Origin of the sequence: Hydrogenispora ethanolica (genome assembly GCF_004340685.1) — a bacterium.
GTDB lineage: Bacteria > Bacillota > UBA4882 > UBA8346 > UBA8346 > Hydrogenispora > Hydrogenispora ethanolica.
The window spans coordinates 17,832-36,229 of sequence record NZ_SLUN01000011.1 but is presented as its reverse complement, the minus strand read 5'-3'; the positions used below and the strand labels follow the sequence as shown (position 1 = coordinate 36,229).

Genomic DNA, 18,398 nt, shown 5'->3' with positions numbered 1-18,398 from the left:
ACTAGCAATTGAAATTGAAAAAAACGCCATGGATGAGGTTTCTTTATTTTCTTTACTAAATGGTCAGTCATAATATATTTTCGTACACATATAAAAAAACTAAAGCACTTTCTGGTTGAAATTTTTAGAAATATTAATAATTATAGACTTGAGCCTTATAATCGACAAAACTGGAAAAATTCATATTATAACTAATCATATTTAAATACTGGACAATTTTTGTAAAAAAATCTCCGAAAACCGTACCGGGTTTAGTGATTTTTATCCGCATTTCGGTGATACCGTTTTTTTAAGCCATGCATGACGGCTATTTTTCGGCTTGTAATGAACGGAAAACATATCCAGGCAATCAATGAAATGGGCTTTTCCTTTAAGTGGGCATATTTTACAATGGACTATAAGTTCTACTGGAGCGTATAAAATGGAAAAGGAGGCAAAAAGGTGAGTTATCGAGTGGCTATAGCGAGTAGCGATGGGAAATATGTCAATCAGCATTTCGGGCGGGCGACCCAGTTTCTTATCTTTGACCGGAACGAGCAAAATGAATTTGAATTTATTGGGTTGCGCGCCAATTGTCCTTCCTGCAACTGGGAAAAAGCGGATGAATCCAGACATCAACGCACCATTGAGACTTTGGCTGATTGCCAGGCGGTGATCGTCAGCCGGATTGGACCCGGTGCTGTCGAGAAATTGGCGGCCTGTGGAATAAGAGCCTTGGAGATTCCAGACTTCATTGACGAGGCCTTACGTCAATTGTCCGACGCCACCGAGGTCCTTTAGATTAGTCAGTACTTACGCGTATGAGATTGAGATTCTTTTCCGTTTGCTTATTGACAATTTTGAAATGAAGGGTTATTATGGAATTAAACATAGTAAATCACTAGGAATAAAAGGAATTATTTTGGAGGGATGAAAGTGTCGACCAAAATCGTCAAAAGTTTAGTGGATTTAATCGGGAATACGCCGCTGCTGGAATTATCCAATTATAACAAGGCGCAAGGCTTGGAAGCGCGGCTCATTGCAAAGCTGGAGTATTTTAACCCTGCCGGCAGCGTGAAAGACCGGATCGGCTATGCGATGATTAAAGACGCTGAGGAAAAGGGTCTGCTCACCAAAGATTCCGTGATCATCGAACCGACCAGCGGCAATACCGGTATCGCGCTGGCTTTCGTGGCGGCCGCGCGTGGTTACAGATTAATTTTAACGATGCCTGAGACTTTCAGCATCGAGCGACGGAATCTTTTAAAAGCGCTGGGGGCGGAATTGGTACTGACGCCGGGCGCCGAAGGCATGAAAGGCGCGATTCGCAGGGCGGAGGAGTTGGCCGCGGCGACACCGAACTCCTTCATTCCGCAACAATTCAAGAACCCGGCCAATCCGGCGATTCACCGGCAGACGACCGCCGAGGAGATCTGGCGGGATACCGACGGTCAGGTCGACATCTTTGTGGGCGGCGCGGGAACCGGCGGAACCATCACCGGAGTGGGCGAGGTGTTGAAACAACGGAAACCTTCCGTTCAAATCGTCGTGGTTGAGCCGTTTGATTCCCCGGTCATTTCGGGCGGCAATCCGGGCCCGCACAAAATTCAAGGGATCGGCCCCGGCTTTGTGCCCGATATCTTAAACCGCGCGGTTCTCGACGAAATCTTTAAGGTGAAGAATGAGGAAGCTTTTGAAACCACCCGCAAACTGGCCAAGTCCGAAGGTCTGCTGGTCGGGATCTCCTCCGGGGCAGCTGCCTTTGCCGCCACTCAAATCGCGAAGCGGCCTGAAAACAAAGGAAAGACAATTGTCGTATTGCTGCCGGATACCGGAGAACGCTATTTGTCCACACCGGTATTTCAGGAAGCTTAACTCGAATTTTTTATTATTTGAATTCTGCGTAATCTGATAAGAAATGTCTGGAAGACGAAGACCAAGTTTTCGTCAGAATGAGTGCGAAAACTTGGTCTTCAAAGTATTTGTTAGCTGCTGCAACAAATGATACTGGACAAACTTAATTCCTAGCATTATTATAAGAATAATTATATAGATTTTTACTTAAAAGGAGCGTCCATCATGAAAAATTTCAGGTTCATCCTGGCCATGGCCTTAATTGGTATCATTCTGGCCGGCAGTGCCTTCGCGGCGTCCCCGTCAAAGAAGACCATTTTGGTTGGAACCGAGGGAGTTTACGCACCCTTTACATATGTCGATGATAAAGGCAATTTAACCGGTTACGATGTAGAAGTTGTCAGAGCCATCGCCAAAAAAGCGAACTTGGACGTGAAGTTCCTTCCGACTCCTTGGGACAGCATGTTCCTGGGGTTGGAGACCAAAAAGTTTGATGTGATTGCCAATCAGATCAGCAAGAATCCGGAACGGGAAAAGAAGTATATCTTCTCCGACAGCTATCTCATTTCCGGTGCCCAGATCATTGTCAGGGGCGATCGGACCGGCGCCATCAATAGCCTGGCCGATCTGAAGGGTTTCAAGGTCGGAACCGGCGTTGGCAGCAATTATACGAAAATATTGGAAGATTACAACAATGCGAAAAAAGAATTCGAGATCAAATACTATGACGGCAATCTGACCACCGTATTACAGGATATCGTCGCCGGACGGCTGGATGCGACCTTGAATGAACGGCTGACGGTCGGCTATAATGTTAAGCAGCTAGGCCTCAATGTCAAGCTGGTCGGCAAACCGCTTGCGCTGGTTCCCAGTCATTTTGTCTTCCGTAAAGACAAAGCGGGCCAGGAATTGAAGGCCAAATTCGATAAAGCGTTGGCGGAACTCAAGAAAGAAGGCGTCTTGGTAAAGCTGTCCCAGGAATGGTTCAGCGCTGATTTCACCAAATAATGGACTTGAGAAAAGGGCGCCAATTTGTGATAAGCCGGCTCTGAAGAGCAAGGAACCTACTACCCCCTCCATCCCTCTGAGGATCCAGGGGGTAGTAGATTTTGGAGACTTGGAGCGGGGTTGATGAAGGAATCCTCCCGACTATAAATTGAAAAAATTTGAGAAACGGAAGCGTGCCATGAAACCATTGTTTGATTTTCAGTTCATGATTGCAATCATTCCGGATGTCCTGCAGGTGGTGCCGGTCACCCTGAATATCACGGCGGTCTCCATGGTGTTAGCCCTGTTCGTCGGATTGACCACGGCGTTGGTCCGGATCTACCGGGTGCCGCTAGCGAAGCAATTGGCTGCTCTGTATATCTCTTTTACCCGGGGAACTCCGCTATTGGTCCAGATCTATCTGGCCTATTACGGGATCCCCAAAGTCCTCGAATATCTGCAGCTGAACTATGGCTGGAATCTCAATGTGAACGGCATCCCGGCCATCGTCTTCATCTATTTCGCATTCACCTTGAATGTCGGAGCGTATCTATCGGAGACCATCCGCGCCTCCATCGAGGCCATTGACAAAGGCCAGATGGAAGCGGCGCTATCGATTGGAATGACCCGGCTGCAGGGAATGCGGCGCATTATTCTGCCGCAAGCGGTGGCCATCGCCCTGCCGAGCTTCGGCAATACCTTCATCAGCCTCATCAAAGATACTTCGCTGGCATTTATGATCTCGGTGGTGGAGATGATGGGCCAGGCGAAGATCCTTGGGGCGCGGGGATTGCAATTTTTTGAAGTATATATCGTGGTCGCGCTGATATACTGGGGGATCTGCATCTTGGTCGAGCGGGTCGTGGCAGTATTGGAAACCCGGGCCAAACGGTTTGAGGGGGCAAAAACGGCATGATCGAGTTGCAAAATATCCATAAATCGTTCGGCCGGACCGAAGTATTGCATGGGATCGATCTGGCGGTGAAACAGGGGGAGGTCGTGGTAATCCTGGGCCCCAGCGGTTCCGGCAAGTCGACATTGCTCCGGTGCATTAACTTCCTGGAGAAGCCGGATCAGGGAACGGTGCGCATCGGCGAGATGACGGTGAGCGCCGCTCATGCCAGCCGCGCGGCCATCCTGGCCCTGCGCCAGAAGACGGCCATGGTTTTCCAGCATTATCACCTGTTCCGGAACAAAACCGCGCTGGAGAATGTGATGGAAGGCCTGGTCACCGTCAAGCGCCTGCCCAAACGGGAAGCCGAGGCCAAGAGCCTGCATTTCCTGGAGAAAGTGGGGCTTCAGGATCGCTTGCATTTTTACCCGGCCCAGCTTTCCGGAGGGCAGCAACAGCGGGTGGGGATCGCCCGGGCCTTGGCTTTGGAGCCGCAAGCCATCCTGTTCGACGAGCCGACCTCGGCACTCGATCCGGAGCTGGTGGGCGAAGTGCTGGAAGTCATGAAAGCGCTGGCCCGGGAAGGGATGACGATGCTGGTAGTGACCCACGAGATGAACTTCGCCCAGGAAGTCGCCAGCCATGTCGTATTCATGGATAACGGAGTCATCGTCGAGGAAGGCAATGCGGCCACGTTCTTTCACCAGACGCATTCGGAACGGACCAAACAGTTTTTGCAACGGGTGCGGGTTTCGTAAGAGGCCCGTTTTTTTATCAAGAAGAAGCCTGGAGAGGTGAGTGAGGATGATAACGTTATATCCGGAGTTCTTTAATGACGTATTCGGGCCGGTGATGCAGCCCGGTTCCAGCTCCCACCTGGCGGGGCCCTGCCGCTTGGGATGGCTGGCCCGTTCCCTGCTCGGCGAAGAGCTGGCCGAAGCGGAATTCGTCATGGATCCGCAGGGTTCTTTCGCGGGGACGTTTGGCCTGATGAGTGAGGATGTCGGAATGCTGGGCGGCGCTTTGGGCATGCTTCCCCACGATCCGCGGCTCTTTGAGGCGCGGCGGATTGCCGACGCTTCGGGAGTGAAATACCGCTTCCGGCAGGAGACGTTGCCGGAGAGCTCCCATCCCAATGCGCTCAAAATCATCCTGACCGGCAGGAGCGGTCTGACGGTGAGCCTGGTGGGCGATTCCATCGGCGGCGGGATGGTGATTACCCGCCGGGTGGAAGGGTTTCCCTTGGAGACGCGGGGGGACGCTCATGTGTTGCTGATATTCGACCCTGAACGGCGCATCGGCGGCGAAACGCTTCAGTCGATCTCCGACGGACTGTCCGGGAAGGTAGACCAGGGCCAACTGGCCAGTGACGAATCGGGCCTGTTATATTATTACCGGCTTTCGGCATGGCCCGACCTGCCGGCGCTGCAACGCCTGCTCCCCGGAATCCGGATCGCATGGATGCAGGCGATCCTTCCGGTGGTGACGAGCGCTGCCAAGCGGCCGCAACTTTTCGATACGATGACGGGCTGGCGGGAAGTTGCGGCGGAGCGGGGCTGGAGCCTGGCCGAAGCCGCGATCCAGTACGAGATGGCCGCGTCCGGCTGGGGACGCGAGGATGTGATCGCCTATATGAAAGAGCTGGAACGAAAGATGTACCGCCAAACCCACGCGGTTTATCAGGAACCCGAGCAGCCGGATCAATCGCCTTTCACCCGGCGGGACGACCGGATCTGGCCTCGCTATCAGGAGCGAAACACGCTGGCCGGACCGGTGCTTGCCGAAGCGGTCCGGCTGGCCCTGGGCGTCAACCGCAAGCAGCCCGGGGTGGAGATCGTGCCCGGTCCGATGGGGACCGGCGGCGGTTATCTCTATGCGGCGTTGTGCGCGGTTCGGGAAGCGCATGGCTTCGGAGACGAGGACCTGTTGCGGGGGTTGTTCGTCGCGGCCGGAGTGGGCGCGATCGCTTATACCCGTACTGCGCCGACGGGAGAAGTGATCGGATGCGCCGGAGAATGCGGCGTCTGCGGCGCGATGGCCGCCGCGGCCATCACCGAGATGGCTGGCGGGACTCCGCTCCAGGTGGAGCAGGCGGCTTCCTTGATGATCCAAGCGATGATGGGCTTGCCGTGCGATCCGATTCCGGGCGGTTTTGAACAGCCCTGTCTCAGCCGGATTTTGAGCGCGGTCTGCATGGCCATTGTCTATGCGGATCTGGCGCTGGCGGGGGGCGATGCGGTGCTGCCGTTCCACGAAGCGCTGGATGCTGCCGACCGGGTCGGCCGGTCCTTGGCGCCGGAATTACGTTGCACCTCGACCGGAGGTTGCTGCGCCACGCCCACCGGCCAAAGGCAGATCACGGCGTTTCACCGTTGGTTTAAAAGCGTTGTGATAAACCCTGTCCGAAGGCCAGGGTGAACACAAAAGCTCAGAGAAGCAAGTGATAAAGTCGTTTTGAAATCCTCTTGCCAGTCGAATCGTTTGGAAAGAGACTTTATCACATGGCTTTTAAAACGGCCCATTCGGGCCCGGACATCAAATAACCCGGGCCGATTGGGAGCCCGGGCACGGTTTCATGGTTGCGATACGCCGCGGATATGTAACGTTATCGAGATGTTTCCCACCCGGGGAACCCGAAGGTCCGGCTTTTACCGGGAGAATTTCCGTCATGCCAGAATTATAAGGAAGACCATTTGATCTGAAATTTGATCGCCCCGATAAATTTGTACTTCATGTCGTCCAGCAGCGGCTGAATATATTTGGCGTCGACCGGGAAACTGCGTTCGTAACCGCTGTTGGGGTTGGTGAAGATCTTGGCTTCGGCAACGATCCGTACGTTCCGGTTGACCTGGACGATATTGAGCGTAATCCGGCCTTCCGGCGTGCCGTTGAGCTTGGGATCGAACAGCATGGCTTTGGGAACGTTGAACAAGTCGCGTTTGAATGATATCTGGTACTCATTGACGCTGACCACGGAGAAGCCCCGGTTCACCATGTCGCTGATGGTGGCGTCGATGATCAACTTTTTGTCGGCATTGGGTATCTCAGTGCTGGCGACGGTATTCATTGCCAGGCATTGGATCTGAAATAGCAAAGCGATCAATGCAATGCAGATAAGTATGAAAAATTTCTTCATATTTACCTCCTAAAAACAGACTGAACTCATCACAATTCCCGAAGAAACGGCTGGACCCCCCGGTCATCGGAAAACAACTTCTTTTCCTTTTAAATTATATCCGTTCGGGATTTATTTTCAATAAAGAAATGATGCTTTTTCGCTTCTTTTTTCTTTAATTTAACATATTTGGCCGCTGGTTTCAATCCGGCCGGAAAATTTCGCCCCGCTCGAATCAACGTCAGCCCCGCCGGTCAGACTCGAGTGGCTGGAGGGTGCGGCAGATCCGCTACGCTTTCCGGACGCTTTTCCATGAGCTTTGGCGGGATTGGTAAAACCTGTAGCGCCACTGCCGAAGCCTTTGGAAGGTTCGCGGTTGCTTTCGGAGCTTCCTCCGAAAGCTGCGGCGGATCCGCCGTGGGCTTCGGAAGGTCTGCCGGAGGCCGGGGAAGCCCTCCCGCCGCCCCCGGGGGCAATTGCCCGTGCTCCGGACGGGATGGTTCCCCTTTAAGGGTGGGTCTGTGGGGCAGTACCGAGCTTGATGCGCTAAGGAAGCTTTTTTTGGGGATTTTGCCAAATTCTTTCGGATAGGGGAAAGGAAATCCGGGATATCTTCCGAATAATATTTTGAGATTCATGACCCCAAGATCTTCAAAAAGCAGGTCGGAACGATGCAGTAATGTCTGATTTAAAAAAATCGAGGAGGTTTAAACCATGATGAACATTCCCCAAGTGAAGCTGGGCATTGTGGCGGTGAGCCGGGACTGTTTCCCGGTGGAGCTCAGTGCCGAGCGCAGGAAAGCGGTTGTCCAAACTTGTACGGACAAGAAGCTCCGGATCACCGAAGTGCAGACGACGGTCGAAAATGAGAAGGATGTCCTCAAGGCTTTGGCGGAGTTGAAGGATGCCGGCGTGAATGCCTTGGTGGTATATCTCGGAAATTTCGGTCCCGAAGGCCCCGAGACGCTGCTGGCCCAGAAATTTGACGGCCCGGCCATGTTTGTGGCGGCGGCCGAGGAGACCGAGACCAATCTGGTCGGCGGCCGCGGCGACGCCTATTGCGGCATGCTGAACGCCTCCTACAACCTGGGGCTGCGAGGGTTGAATCCCTACATTCCCGAATATCCGGTCGGAACTCCCGATGAGATCGCGGCGCTGATCGCTGATTTTGAGGCTATCGCCCGGGTTATCCTGGGTCTCGCGAAGTTGAAGATTTTCAGCTTCGGCCCGCGGCCGCAGGACTTTTTGGCGTGCAATGCTCCGATCAAGCCCCTGTACGATCTGGGGGTCGAGATTATGGAAAATTCGGAGCTGGATCTATTTGAAGCTTACAACAACCATGCCGGGGACGAGCGGATCGCCGGGGTGATCGCCGAGATGGAGGCGGAGCTGGGGGCGGCCGGCAACGGCTATCCGGGGATTCTGCCGCGCCTGGCCCAATATGAACTGACCTTGAAAGATTGGCTGGCCGATCATCTGGGCGCCTCGGAGTATGCGGTCTTTGCCAACAAATGCTGGCCCGCCTTCCAGACGCAGTTTAAATTCGTTCCCTGCTACGTCAATTCCAGGTTTGCCTCCCGGGGGATCCCGGTATCCTGTGAGACCGATATCTACGGCGCGTTGAGCGAGTACATCATCACCTGCGCCACGGAGAAGCCGGCCACCTTGTTGGACATCAACAATACCGTGCCCCGCGACATGGTGCAGAATAATCCCGCCGCTTTTCAGGGCTACCGCAACGACGATCTTTTCATGGGCTTCCATTGCGGCAATACCCCGAGCAGCTGCATGAAGAACGCCGCCATGAAGTATCAGCTGATCATGCACCGTTTGCTGGAGTCCGGCAAGGAGCCTGACATTACCCGCGGTACGCTGGAAGGGACCATCCGGCCCGGCGCGGTGACCCTCTTTAGGCTCCAAAGCACCGCCGACTGTACCCTGCGCAGCTATGTCGCGGAAGGCGAAGTCATCGACGCCGATCCGAAGTCGTTCGGCGGCATCGGGATCTTCGCCATCAAGGAAATGGCCCGTTTTTACCGGCATGTGCTCATCGCCAAACGCTACCCGCACCATGCCGGCGTGGCTTTTGATCATGCCGGAAAGGTCCTGTTCGCCGCCATGAAGATGCTGGGCGTCGCCGATGTCGCTTTCAATCAGCCGGCGGGAATGCTATACCGGGATGAGAATCCGTTTCGCTAAAAGCCATGTGATAAAGTCTCTTTCCAAACGATTCGACTGGCAAAAGGATTTCAAAACGACTTTATCACTTGCTTTTCTGAGCTTTTGTGTTCACCCTGGCCTTCGGACAGGGTTTATCACAACGCTTCTAAAAGCCATGTGATAAAGTCTTTCGAAACGGAAATCAGCCTTTCAGTGGACTAAAAAACGACTTTATCACTTGCTTTTCCGAGCTTTTGTGTTCACCCTGGCCTTCGGGCAGGGTTTATCACAACGCTTCGAAAAAGCTTGAGTGAAAGTTTTGGTTTCGGCCATCCCCATCCCGAAGCGGGGTGGGGATGGCGGCGGATCTCGGGCGCCGTTTCGAAAACGTGATCAGGCGGCGCCTTCATCGGCTTCGCAAAATTGGATGGAAGGGAGAGTGAGTGGGTGGAAAACTTTATCTTTCAAAATCCAACCAAGATCCTTTTCGGGAAGGGCATGGAAGAACAAGCGGGGACCGAGGTCCGCGCTTATGGAGATAAGGTGCTGCTGCATTACGGCGGCGGCTCGATTCGCCGGACCGGGTTATATGATCGGATCGTCGCCTCCTTGCGGCGGGCCGGGGTGGACATCGTCGAGCTGGCCGGGGTTCAGCCGAATCCGCGGCTGAGCCTGGTCCGGCAAGGCATTCAGCTCTGCCGGGAGCGGGGGATCGGCTTTATCCTGGCGGCCGGCGGCGGCAGCGTCATCGATTCGGCCAAAGCGATCGCCATGGGCGTCCCTTATGCCGGGGATGTCTGGGATTTCTTCAGCGGCAAGGCGGAATTGAAGGAGGCGCTCCAGGTGGGGACGGTCCTGACAATTCCGGCCGCCGGCAGCGAAGCCAGCACCGCCAGTGTCATCACCAACGAGGATGGTTGGTACAAGCGGGGCTTCAATTCGGAGCTGATCTATCCCCGTTTCTCGATCCTCAATCCGGAATTGGCATTCACGCTGCCCAAATACCAGATGGCTTGCGGCGCTTCGGATATCATGGCCCATATCATGGAGCGCTATTTTACCAACACCCGGGAGGTGGACTTTACCGACCGGCTCTGCGAGGCCACGCTGAAAACCATCATTCAAAATGCGCCGTTATTGGCGGCGGAGCCGGATCATTACGCGGCCTGGGCCGAGGTGATGTGGGCCGGAACCGTGGCCCATAATAACCTCCTGAATACCGGGAGGACCGGCGATTGGGGTTCCCATGATATCGAGCATGAGCTCAGCGCAGCCTACGATGTCGCCCATGGCGCCGGCCTGGCGGTAATCTTTCCGGCCTGGATGAAGTATGTTTACCGCCACGATTTGGCTCGTTTCGCACAGTACGCGGTACGGGTCTGGAATGTCGATTGCAGTTTCGGTTCGCCGGAGCGGACGGCCCTGGAAGGAATCAAGCGCTTGGAATCCTTCTACCGCTCGTTGGGTCTGCCGACGAGACTGAATGAGCTACAGATCCCCGAGGAAAAGCTGGAAGAGATGGCCGACAAATGTACGGCCGGCGATCGCCAGACGATCGGCAACTTCGTGAAGTTGCGGCGGGCGGACGTTTTAGCTATCTACCGGCTGGCCCTGAAGTAAACGATTCGAAAATCAAAAACCAGGCTACCCGGTATGGCTCAGGGTAGCCTGGTTTCGTCTTCAGTCAGATAGGGGATTGGAATGGCGGAACGCTATTTTTCCGCGGTCTTCTGGCCATAGTAGGCATTGGGTCCGTGTTTGCGCAAGAAATGCTTGTCGAGCAGATACTGGGAGACCGGTTCGGCCGCCGGGTTCAACTGCAGCGTATGGAGGGACATCTTGGCGATCTCCTCCAGAACCACGCTGTTGTGGACCGCATCCAGCGCATTTTTGCCCCAAGTGAAGGGTCCGTGTCCGGCCGCCAGAACTCCCGGGACGAATTGATAGTTCAGATCTTGAAAACGCTCTACGATCACTTTGGCGGTATTGAGTTCATACTCGCTCTCAATCTCGGTTCGGGAGAGCGGCCGGGTACAGGGAATCGTGCCGTAAAAATAATCGGCGTGAGTCGTCCCGTAGCAAGGAATTCCCACCCGGGCCTGCGCCCAGGAAGTGGCATACGGGGAATGGGTATGGACCACGCCGCCGATGGTGGGAAAACTGCGGTACAGTTCCAGGTGGGTCGGGGTATCCGAGGAGGGGTTCAGCGTTCCCTCGACGATCCGGCCGTCCAGAGTCAATACGACCATGGCATCCGCCCGAAGTTCCTCGTAAGGGACTCCGCTCGGTTTAATGACAACGAACCCTTTTTCCCGGTCGATCCCGCTGACATTGCCCCAAGTATAGATCACCAAGTTCCTGCGGTTTAGCTCCAGATTCGCTTCAAGTACCTGCTCTTTTAGGGATTCAAGCATGATCCGACACCTCTTTGCGACGAGATTCTCATGATCCAAAACTTATAAAGCCTGTAAAGTCTTTTCCAAAGATTTGCCGACCGAGAGATAGCATTGATAGCTGCTCTGATACCGCAGGGCATTCTCGGGGATCGGCACGTACGTCTTGCTAAAACCGCCGTTCAGTTTGGCCTGGGCGTCATGGATGGTGGCAAAAAGCCCGCCGGCCACCGCTCCGAACATGCTGGCGCCGAGTGCGCAGGCTTGCTCGGATTCGGCGACTTTGATCGGCATATTCAACACGTCGGCGGTGATCTGCATTACGAAATCGCTCTTTTTGGCGATGCCGCCAATGGCGATGACTTGGTCGATTTGGACGCCCTCTTCCTGGAAGCGTTCCACGATCGCCTTGGCGCCATAGGCGGTAGCCTCAACCAAAGCCCGGAAGAGTTTCGGAGCGGTAGTTCCCAATGTTAAGCCGAGCACCGCGCCTTTCAGCGTTTGATCGGCAAAAGGCGTCCGGCGGCCGTTTAACCAATCCAGAGCCAGCAGACTGGTCTCTTCGGGGCCCAATTGTGCGGCTTCGGCGGTGAGTTTCAACAGAATTTTGGATTCGATTTCCGCGCGCAGTTTTTCAGCGGTGGCACTGTCAATTAAGGAAGTTTCCGGCAGGATCGCCTGGAGCGGCCAAGCGATCAACCGGCGGAACCAGGCATACACATCGCCGAATGCCGATTGTCCGGCTTCCAAGCCGATCATTCCGGGAATGACCGAACCGTCCACCTGGCCGCAGATTCCCGAAACTAATTTCGTGCCGATTACCTCCGGCGCGGCTATCATGACATCGCAGGTGGAAGTCCCCATGATCTTCACCAGGGTCGCCTCGGTGATCTCGGCGCCGACCGCGCCCATGTGGCAATCGAAGGCGCCCACCGCCACCGCGGTGCCCGGCTTCATTCCCAAACGCTCGGCCCATTCCGGGGTTAATCCGCCGACTTTGACATCGGAAGTGACGGTCTCAGTGAATAACCGTCCCTTCAGTCCGGCCAATAAGGGATCGAGCCGGGTCAGAAACGCCTCATCCGGCAGGCCGCCCCATTCCTGGTGCCACATTGCCTTATGCCCCGCGGCACAACGGCTCCGTTTCATGGAGAGGGGATCCACCATCCCGGTCAGCAATGCTGGAATCCAATCGCAATGTTCGACCCAGGAGAACGCCGCCTCCCGAATCGCCTTATCTTCCCGTAAAACATGCAAGATCTTCGCCCAAAACCACTCCGACGAATAAACGCCACCTTCATATTTGGTAAAATCGGTCCCGCCCCAGGACTTGGCAATTTCATTAATTTCTTGAGCTTCGCGGATGGCGGTATGATCTTTCCAGAGGATGAACATGGCGTTGGGGTTGTCAGAAAATTCGGGCCGGAGGGCCAAAGGCAGCCCCGCTTGGTCGATGGCGCAAGGAGTGGACCCTGTGGTGTCGATGCCGATGCCGACGATGGCTTCGCCGGAGCCGGCTGGCATTTTCGCCAAAGCTTCTCGAATAGCCGATTCCAAGCTCTCCACATAATCAAGAGGGTGTTGCCGGAATTGGAACTTATCCGGATCGCAATACTTTCCTTTCGCCCAACGCGGGTAGTAAGCGACTGCACTGGCTTCTTCCTTTCCGTTGGAGGCGTTGACGACTAGGGCGCGCACCGAATCGGTCCCAAAATCCAATCCCAGAACCAAGGGGTCTGTCTTCATTTTACCTACGCTCCTTTTTTTGCTTTATTTATTTTGGTAATTTGATATATCGGATGCAATACTTGTACGTACAACCATTATAATGGATTCGCCGGCCCCCGTCAAACTCCTTGGCGATGATTCTAACGGATATTCGGAAAAGGATGGATGATCGCATTTCAAAGAGTTCGACAGGAAGAACGGATGATTAACTCCGGAGGATAGGTGAGACTTGGTTTCGCGATCCGGCCATTCAGCATATCGATGACAAATCGGGCTGCCTGACGGCCCATTTCTGCTTTCGGATGCTTAAAAGTAGTCAGCTTTACCTCGGAGGCGGAGGCTAGCAGTGAATCGTCATAGCCGATTAATGAAATATCCTGAGGAACCTTGAGGCCCGCATGACGGATCGCTTCCAACACTTCCAAAGCGATCTGGTCGTTGTAACAGACGATTGCGGTAGGACGCGGATCTTGCGTAAGTAAACTCCGACTGAACTCAAAAGGGTAGGAGTGGATTTGCCCGGTTTTATAGCTGCCAATCCAGTTCGGGTTGGGTAAAAGTTGATATTCAGCGAGTGCCGCCAGAAAACCTTGGCGGCGTTGAACTCCTTGCATATCGTCGCTTTTGAAAATTCCGGCGATTCGCCGATGGCCAAGCTGCAAAAGATACTGAGTGGCCAGATAGCCGCCGCGTTCATCGTCCATGACAAGGTAGGCCGGGTCCAACTCGGGATAGCAGGCATGAATCATTACATAAGGGATGCCTCTGGTTTCAAGCTTGTGGAAATAATCAAGATTGGAACTGGGCTGCGCGCTTTGGGTCGGCTCTACAATCAGAGCGACAATGTCCTGGCTGATCAGGTTTTCCAGACATTGGGCCTCTTTCACCGGATCATTGTTGGTACTGGCCAGGATCAGATTATATCCCTCGGAACTGAATACTTCTTCGATCCCTTTGATAATCGCAGGAAAGATATAGTCCGAAATATAGGTGGTCAGTACCGCGATGTTAGGGCGGACGGTTTTCGGATTTTGCCGGCAAAACGTTCCGCGGCCTTGTTCGCGGTAGATAAAACCTTCGTTTTCGAGTTCCCCTAAAGCTTGCCGAACCGTATGACGGCTCAGTTTGAAACGCCGGGCCAGATCATTTTCGGAAGGCAGTTTTTCGCCGGGCGAAAGTTCGCCGTCGCGAATCAATTCTTTGAGATGCTCTTTTAACTGACTATATTTTGGGGACGGATTACTCGGGTCTAACATCCGCTTCACCAACTCATATATTTGGGTAAATGCCGCAGAGCTACAGTCTATAGATAGAATAAGCGTAGCATCACGTAAAGTCAACCGTTATTTCGGGGAAGGCGGCGAAACGGCCGGTTCGGGAGAAAAGATATTCTATAATAATTGAAAAATTTCTATTCAAAGCCGGGTGAGGATTTCCTATACTAATAATGTAAAAATAAAGTTACACAATGGCAAATTTTTTGTTTTATTATCTGGCTGGTCACAATATCGCTTTTGTTGGAAGGAGGGGTGTCAGGAAACATTCAGCTCGGCTTGTCTTCGGTTCGCTTGAAAAAGAAGAAGGAGGGTTTCATTGTGAAGAGAGGTAAGTTGTATTTCGCGGTTGCAACAGTATGTTGTTTGGTAATATTGTTAAGCCTGGGCGTCGTTGGCGCCGCCAAAAAGATTGTGGTCGGTTTTTCGCAGGTGGGCGCGGAGAGCGCTTGGCGGACGGCCAATACCGAATCGATTATTTCCGAGGCTAAGAAACGTGGCATAGAATTGAAGTTCTCCGACGCGCAACAAAAACAAGAGAACCAGATTAAAGCCATCCGTTCCTTCATCGCGCAAAAAGTGGATGTGATCGGTTTTTCGCCGGTTGTCGAGACTGGTTGGGAACCGGTTTTGAGAGAAGCCAAACGGGCGAAGATTCCGGTAATCCTAAGCGACCGTGCCGTAGACAGCAAAGATACTTCTTTGTGGGTAACCTTCATGGGTTCTGACTTTGTAGAAGAAGGCCGGCGCGCCGGCAAATGGCTCGCTGAAAAGATGAAAGGCAAAGCCAACATCGTTGAGCTGCAAGGCACCGTCGGTTCCGCTCCCGCCATTGATCGTAAAGAAGGTTTTGAAGAGATTATCAAAAGTTACCCGAACATGAAAGTCATCAAATCCCAGAGTGGCGATTTTACCCGTTCCAAGGGCAAGGAAGTCATGGAGGCTTTCTTAAAGGCTGAGGGCAAAAATATCGATGCTTTGTTCGCCCATAATGACGATATGGCCATCGGTGCCATCCAGGCCATTGAAGAGTACGGTTTAAAACCCGGCAAAGACATCATTATCGTTTCCATTGACGCTGTGCGCGGCGCTTTTGAGGCGATGATCGAGGGCAAATTGAATTGCACGGTTGAATGCAGCCCGTTGCTGGGACCGCAATTCTTTGATGCCGTGGAAGCGATTATGGCCAAAAAACCGCTTCCGAAACGAATCGTAACCAAAGAAGGCATCTTCCCGCAAGAAGTTGCGAAAGAGGTTTTGCCGACTCGGAAATATTAATCACTCCTCCCCATCGGTCATGAATTGCAGGAGTTTCCCACTCTCTGGGAAACTCCTGCAGAATAAAGTATGTTATTCATTTCATGTTTTTGGCGAATTATTCAATCAGAGGTGGTACTAGGATGCCTGGACTATCGAAAGACCAAAGCAGTGTCGCGGGAAATTTCGAACGTCCCGCTTCTCCGGCCTTGCTGGAAATGAGCCATATCAACATCAGTTTTCCGGGTGTGAAAGCGCTAACCAACGTCGATTTTACGGTGAGTTCGGGCGAGATCCATGCACTGATGGGGCAGAACGGCGCCGGGAAATCGACCTTAATAAAAGTACTGACCGGAGTTCACCGCCGGGAGAGTGGAAAAGTACTGTTTGAGGGGAAAGAGATTGACCCTCACTCGCCGCATGAAGCGCAATTGCTGGGAATCAGCACGGTTTATCAGGAAGTAAATCTGGTGCCTTACCTTTCTGTTGCCGAGAATATATACCTTGGGCGTCAACCGATGCGTTTCGGACAGATCGATTGGAAAGAAATAAACCGGCGCGCGGAATCGGCTTTGGCCCGGCTTAACATTCAATTGGATGTTACCGAGCCGTTATCGGCTTATTCCATTGCGATCCAACAGATGGTCGCAATTGCCCGGGCCGTCGATATCTCAGCCCGGCTTTTAATTTTGGACGAACCGACTTCCAGCCTGGATGAGAATGAAGTCAAACAACTCTTTGAAATCATGCGTAAACTAAAAAATGAAGGCATGGGGATTATCTTTATTACGCATTTTTTGAATCAGGTCTATGAAATCAGCGATCGAATCACCGTATTGCGTAACGGGAATCTGGTTGGAAGTTACGAGACTGCCAAATTCCCAAGGCTGGAATTGATTACGGCCATGGTCGGCAAGGAGCTGGCCGATTTGGAGAAAGCTTCTTCAACCAAGACTGCCCGGCATCAAAATGTTGAGGAGAAAGAGGCTTTCTTGAAAGTAAACGGCATAGGGCGGAAAGGTTCGATTCATCCCTTGGATTTGGTATTCTCATTGGGAGAGGTCGTCGGTTTAGCGGGACTGTTGGGTTCGGGCCGTACCGAGCTGGCAAAACTGATTTTTGGGATTGACCGCTCTGATAAAGGGCAGGCTCTATTGGATGGAAAACCGGTATCGTTAGATTCTCCACAACGTGCCATCAGTTGCGGATTTGGCTATTGCCCTGAAGATCGTAAAAGAGAAGGCATTATTTCCAACTTGACAGTGCGGGAAAATATTATTTTGGCGCTGCAAACCAGGCAGGGTTGGTTTCGTTTTTTATCGCGAAAAAAACAGTTGGAGATCGTAGAGAAATTTATCCGGGACTTAAATATAATTACTCCAAGCACGGAACAGCCGGTAAAAAATTTGAGCGGCGGCAACCAGCAAAAAGTAATTTTGGCCCGCTGGCTGGCTTCAAATCCCCGTTTTTTAATTTTGGATGAACCCACGCGCGGTATCGATGTGGAAGCCAAGACGGAAATTCAGAAGTTGATCATGGAACTTTGCAATGAAGGAATGTCGATTTTGTTTATCTCTTCCGAACTTGAAGAAGTGGTGCGCTGCAGTCATCGGGTCACGGTTCTGCGGGACCGGGTAAAAATTGCGGAGCTGCTTGGCGAAAATATCAATGAAGAAAAAATCATTCATACCATCGCGGAAGGAGGCTTAAAACATTAAATGAAATCACAGAATTTTTTCGCGAATCAATCGTTTCGAGCGTTATTCTGGCCGTTGATGGCTTTGATTATAATACTCCTTTTTAATATCTTTTTTACCAAAGGTTTTATCAATGTCGAAATTCGCGATGGTCATCTCTTTGGGAGCATGATCGATATTCTTAACCGTGCGGCGCCGGTTTTAATATTAGCCATTGGAATGACGCTGGTCATTGGGACCGGGGGAATCGATCTTTCGGTAGGCGCGGTAATCGCAATCTCCGGAGCAGTTGCAGCCTTGATGATCCGGCCGGAATATTTAAAGGGGGTATTAGAGTACTCTCAAGCGCCGCCATTATACATGATTGTAGGGACCGCTTTGTTTGTGTCACTGATAGCGGGGCTTTGGAATGGCTTTGTGGTCTCCTATTTGGATATTCAACCGATGGTGGGCACGTTAATTTTGATGGTTGCGGGTCGGGGAATCGCTCAATTGATTACACAAGGACAGATTTTAATCTTTGTCAATAAAGATTTCCAATTTATAGGCAGCGGTTTCTTCCTGGGGTTACCGTTTAGCCTGACGATAGTGGCGTTTTTATTGATCGTAACGTACTTATTGACACGGAAGACGGCAATAGGCCTTTATATCGAGTCGGTGGGGGATAATCCAACCGCCAGCCGCTATGCGGGAATCAATGCCAGAATGGTCAAGTTGCTGGTTTACACCTTTAGCGGTTTGTGCGCGGGAATTGCCGGATTGATTATTACGTCCGATATTAAAGGGGCCGACGCCAATAACGCGGGGCTCAACATGGAATTAGATGCCATTCTATCGGTGGTCATGGGCGGTACTTCGATGAACGGCGGCCGAATTTATTTACTGGGCTCGGTAATCGGTGCTTTATTTATTCAGACACTGACCACGACTATTCTTACCCGGGGCGTTAACCCGGAACTTACCTTGGTCGTTAAGGCGGTTGTCGTGATCATCGTTTGTTTGTTGCAATCGGATAAATTCAGGGAAATCGCTACTGTAAAGGCGAGGAGGGTTGCTGCATGA

15 protein-coding genes are annotated in these 18,398 nt (G+C 52.5%); 11 read left to right on the top strand and 4 right to left on the bottom strand.

Features of this window, described 5'->3' with window-relative positions; genetic code table 11:
* Nucleotides 1–441 precede the first annotated feature (441 nt).
* From EDC14_RS10435 to EDC14_RS10410, 6 genes are all read left to right on the top strand, one after another.
* Nucleotides 442–780 (top strand): NifB/NifX family molybdenum-iron cluster-binding protein, encoded by a 339-nt coding sequence (locus EDC14_RS10435; RefSeq protein ID WP_132014237.1) that lies wholly within the window; start codon nucleotides 442–444, stop codon nucleotides 778–780.
* A gap of 135 nt (nucleotides 781–915) precedes the next feature.
* Nucleotides 916–1,854 carry a cysteine synthase A gene (gene cysK / locus EDC14_RS10430; protein WP_279388744.1) on the top strand — a complete coding sequence of 313 codons (939 nt, stop codon included), beginning with the start codon at nucleotides 916–918 and terminating at the stop codon, nucleotides 1,852–1,854.
* A gap of 204 nt (nucleotides 1,855–2,058) precedes the next feature.
* On the top strand, nucleotides 2,059–2,841 hold the full coding sequence (locus EDC14_RS10425; RefSeq protein ID WP_132014235.1) for a transporter substrate-binding domain-containing protein: 783 nt from the start codon (nucleotides 2,059–2,061) through the stop codon (nucleotides 2,839–2,841).
* Between the two features lie 178 nt (nucleotides 2,842–3,019).
* Nucleotides 3,020–3,736, top strand: coding sequence for an amino acid ABC transporter permease (locus EDC14_RS10420; RefSeq protein ID WP_132014234.1), 717 nt, complete (start codon nucleotides 3,020–3,022; stop codon nucleotides 3,734–3,736).
* Nucleotides 3,733–4,470 carry an amino acid ABC transporter ATP-binding protein gene (locus EDC14_RS10415; RefSeq protein ID WP_132014233.1) on the top strand — a complete coding sequence of 246 codons (738 nt, stop codon included), beginning with the start codon at nucleotides 3,733–3,735 and terminating at the stop codon, nucleotides 4,468–4,470. Before EDC14_RS10420 ends, EDC14_RS10415 begins: the two co-directional genes overlap by 4 nt.
* A gap of 46 nt (nucleotides 4,471–4,516) precedes the next feature.
* Nucleotides 4,517–6,130: an L-serine ammonia-lyase, iron-sulfur-dependent, subunit alpha gene (locus tag EDC14_RS10410; RefSeq protein WP_132014232.1), complete on the top strand. Its 1,614-nt coding sequence runs from the start codon at nucleotides 4,517–4,519 to the stop codon at nucleotides 6,128–6,130.
* A 259-nt stretch (nucleotides 6,131–6,389) separates the two neighbouring features.
* On the opposite strand, the gene EDC14_RS10405 is transcribed toward EDC14_RS10410, so the two are convergent.
* On the bottom strand, nucleotides 6,390–6,848 hold the full coding sequence (locus EDC14_RS10405; protein WP_132014231.1) for a hypothetical protein: 459 nt from the start codon (nucleotides 6,846–6,848) through the stop codon (nucleotides 6,390–6,392).
* Nucleotides 6,849–7,541: 693 nt separating this feature from the next.
* On the opposite strand from EDC14_RS10405, the gene EDC14_RS10400 reads away from it, so the two are divergent.
* The gene (locus EDC14_RS10400) at nucleotides 7,542–9,026 is read left to right on the top strand and encodes an L-fucose/L-arabinose isomerase family protein (protein ID WP_132014230.1); all 1,485 of its coding nucleotides are present in this window, start codon (nucleotides 7,542–7,544) and stop codon (nucleotides 9,024–9,026) included.
* A 408-nt stretch (nucleotides 9,027–9,434) separates the two neighbouring features.
* Nucleotides 9,435–10,607, top strand: coding sequence for an iron-containing alcohol dehydrogenase (locus EDC14_RS10395; RefSeq protein WP_132014229.1), 1,173 nt, complete (start codon nucleotides 9,435–9,437; stop codon nucleotides 10,605–10,607).
* 92 nt (nucleotides 10,608–10,699) lie between these two features.
* Here EDC14_RS10395 and EDC14_RS10390 read toward each other — a convergent pair whose 3' ends face one another.
* From EDC14_RS10390 to EDC14_RS10380, 3 genes are all read right to left on the bottom strand, one after another.
* Entirely contained in the window at nucleotides 10,700–11,401 is a 702-nt protein-coding gene (locus tag EDC14_RS10390; RefSeq protein WP_132014228.1) for an L-ribulose-5-phosphate 4-epimerase, read from the bottom strand.
* 42 nt (nucleotides 11,402–11,443) lie between these two features.
* Nucleotides 11,444–13,126 carry a ribulokinase gene (locus EDC14_RS10385; RefSeq protein WP_132014227.1) on the bottom strand — a complete coding sequence of 561 codons (1,683 nt, stop codon included), beginning with the start codon at nucleotides 13,124–13,126 and terminating at the stop codon, nucleotides 11,444–11,446.
* 158 nt (nucleotides 13,127–13,284) lie between these two features.
* The gene (locus tag EDC14_RS10380; RefSeq protein ID WP_243662884.1) at nucleotides 13,285–14,448 is read right to left on the bottom strand and encodes a GntR family transcriptional regulator; all 1,164 of its coding nucleotides are present in this window, start codon (nucleotides 14,446–14,448) and stop codon (nucleotides 13,285–13,287) included.
* 255 nt (nucleotides 14,449–14,703) lie between these two features.
* Between EDC14_RS10380 and EDC14_RS10375 the strand changes: the two genes are divergently transcribed.
* The 3 genes from EDC14_RS10375 (at nucleotide 14,704) to EDC14_RS10365 (ending at nucleotide 18,398) form a co-directional block, all read left to right on the top strand.
* A complete protein-coding gene (locus EDC14_RS10375) occupies nucleotides 14,704–15,660 on the top strand; it encodes an ABC transporter substrate-binding protein (RefSeq protein ID WP_132014226.1) in 957 nt (318 codons plus the stop codon).
* A 197-nt stretch (nucleotides 15,661–15,857) separates the two neighbouring features.
* Complete coding sequence (locus EDC14_RS10370; RefSeq protein ID WP_243662893.1) at nucleotides 15,858–17,357, top strand: sugar ABC transporter ATP-binding protein; 1,500 nt, start codon at nucleotides 15,858–15,860, stop codon at nucleotides 17,355–17,357.
* On the top strand, nucleotides 17,358–18,398 hold the full coding sequence (locus tag EDC14_RS10365) for an ABC transporter permease (protein ID WP_132014225.1): 1,041 nt from the start codon (nucleotides 17,358–17,360) through the stop codon (nucleotides 18,396–18,398).

Coding starts and splice junctions, on each gene's coding strand:
- EDC14_RS10370 (WP_243662893.1), top strand. CDS start 15,858: ATGAGCCATATCAACATCAGTTTTCCGGGTGTGAAAGCGCTAACCAAC.
- EDC14_RS10405 (WP_132014231.1), bottom strand. CDS start 6,848: ATGAAGAAATTTTTCATACTTATCTGCATTGCATTGATCGCTTTGCTA.
- EDC14_RS10410 (WP_132014232.1), top strand. CDS start 4,517: ATGATAACGTTATATCCGGAGTTCTTTAATGACGTATTCGGGCCGGTG.
- EDC14_RS10420 (WP_132014234.1), top strand. CDS start 3,020: ATGAAACCATTGTTTGATTTTCAGTTCATGATTGCAATCATTCCGGAT.
- EDC14_RS10425 (WP_132014235.1), top strand. CDS start 2,059: ATGAAAAATTTCAGGTTCATCCTGGCCATGGCCTTAATTGGTATCATT.
- EDC14_RS10390 (WP_132014228.1), bottom strand. CDS start 11,401: ATGCTTGAATCCCTAAAAGAGCAGGTACTTGAAGCGAATCTGGAGCTA.
- EDC14_RS10385 (WP_132014227.1), bottom strand. CDS start 13,126: ATGAAGACAGACCCCTTGGTTCTGGGATTGGATTTTGGGACCGATTCG.
- EDC14_RS10400 (WP_132014230.1), top strand. CDS start 7,542: ATGATGAACATTCCCCAAGTGAAGCTGGGCATTGTGGCGGTGAGCCGG.
- EDC14_RS10365 (WP_132014225.1), top strand. CDS start 17,358: ATGAAATCACAGAATTTTTTCGCGAATCAATCGTTTCGAGCGTTATTC.
- EDC14_RS10415 (WP_132014233.1), top strand. CDS start 3,733: ATGATCGAGTTGCAAAATATCCATAAATCGTTCGGCCGGACCGAAGTA.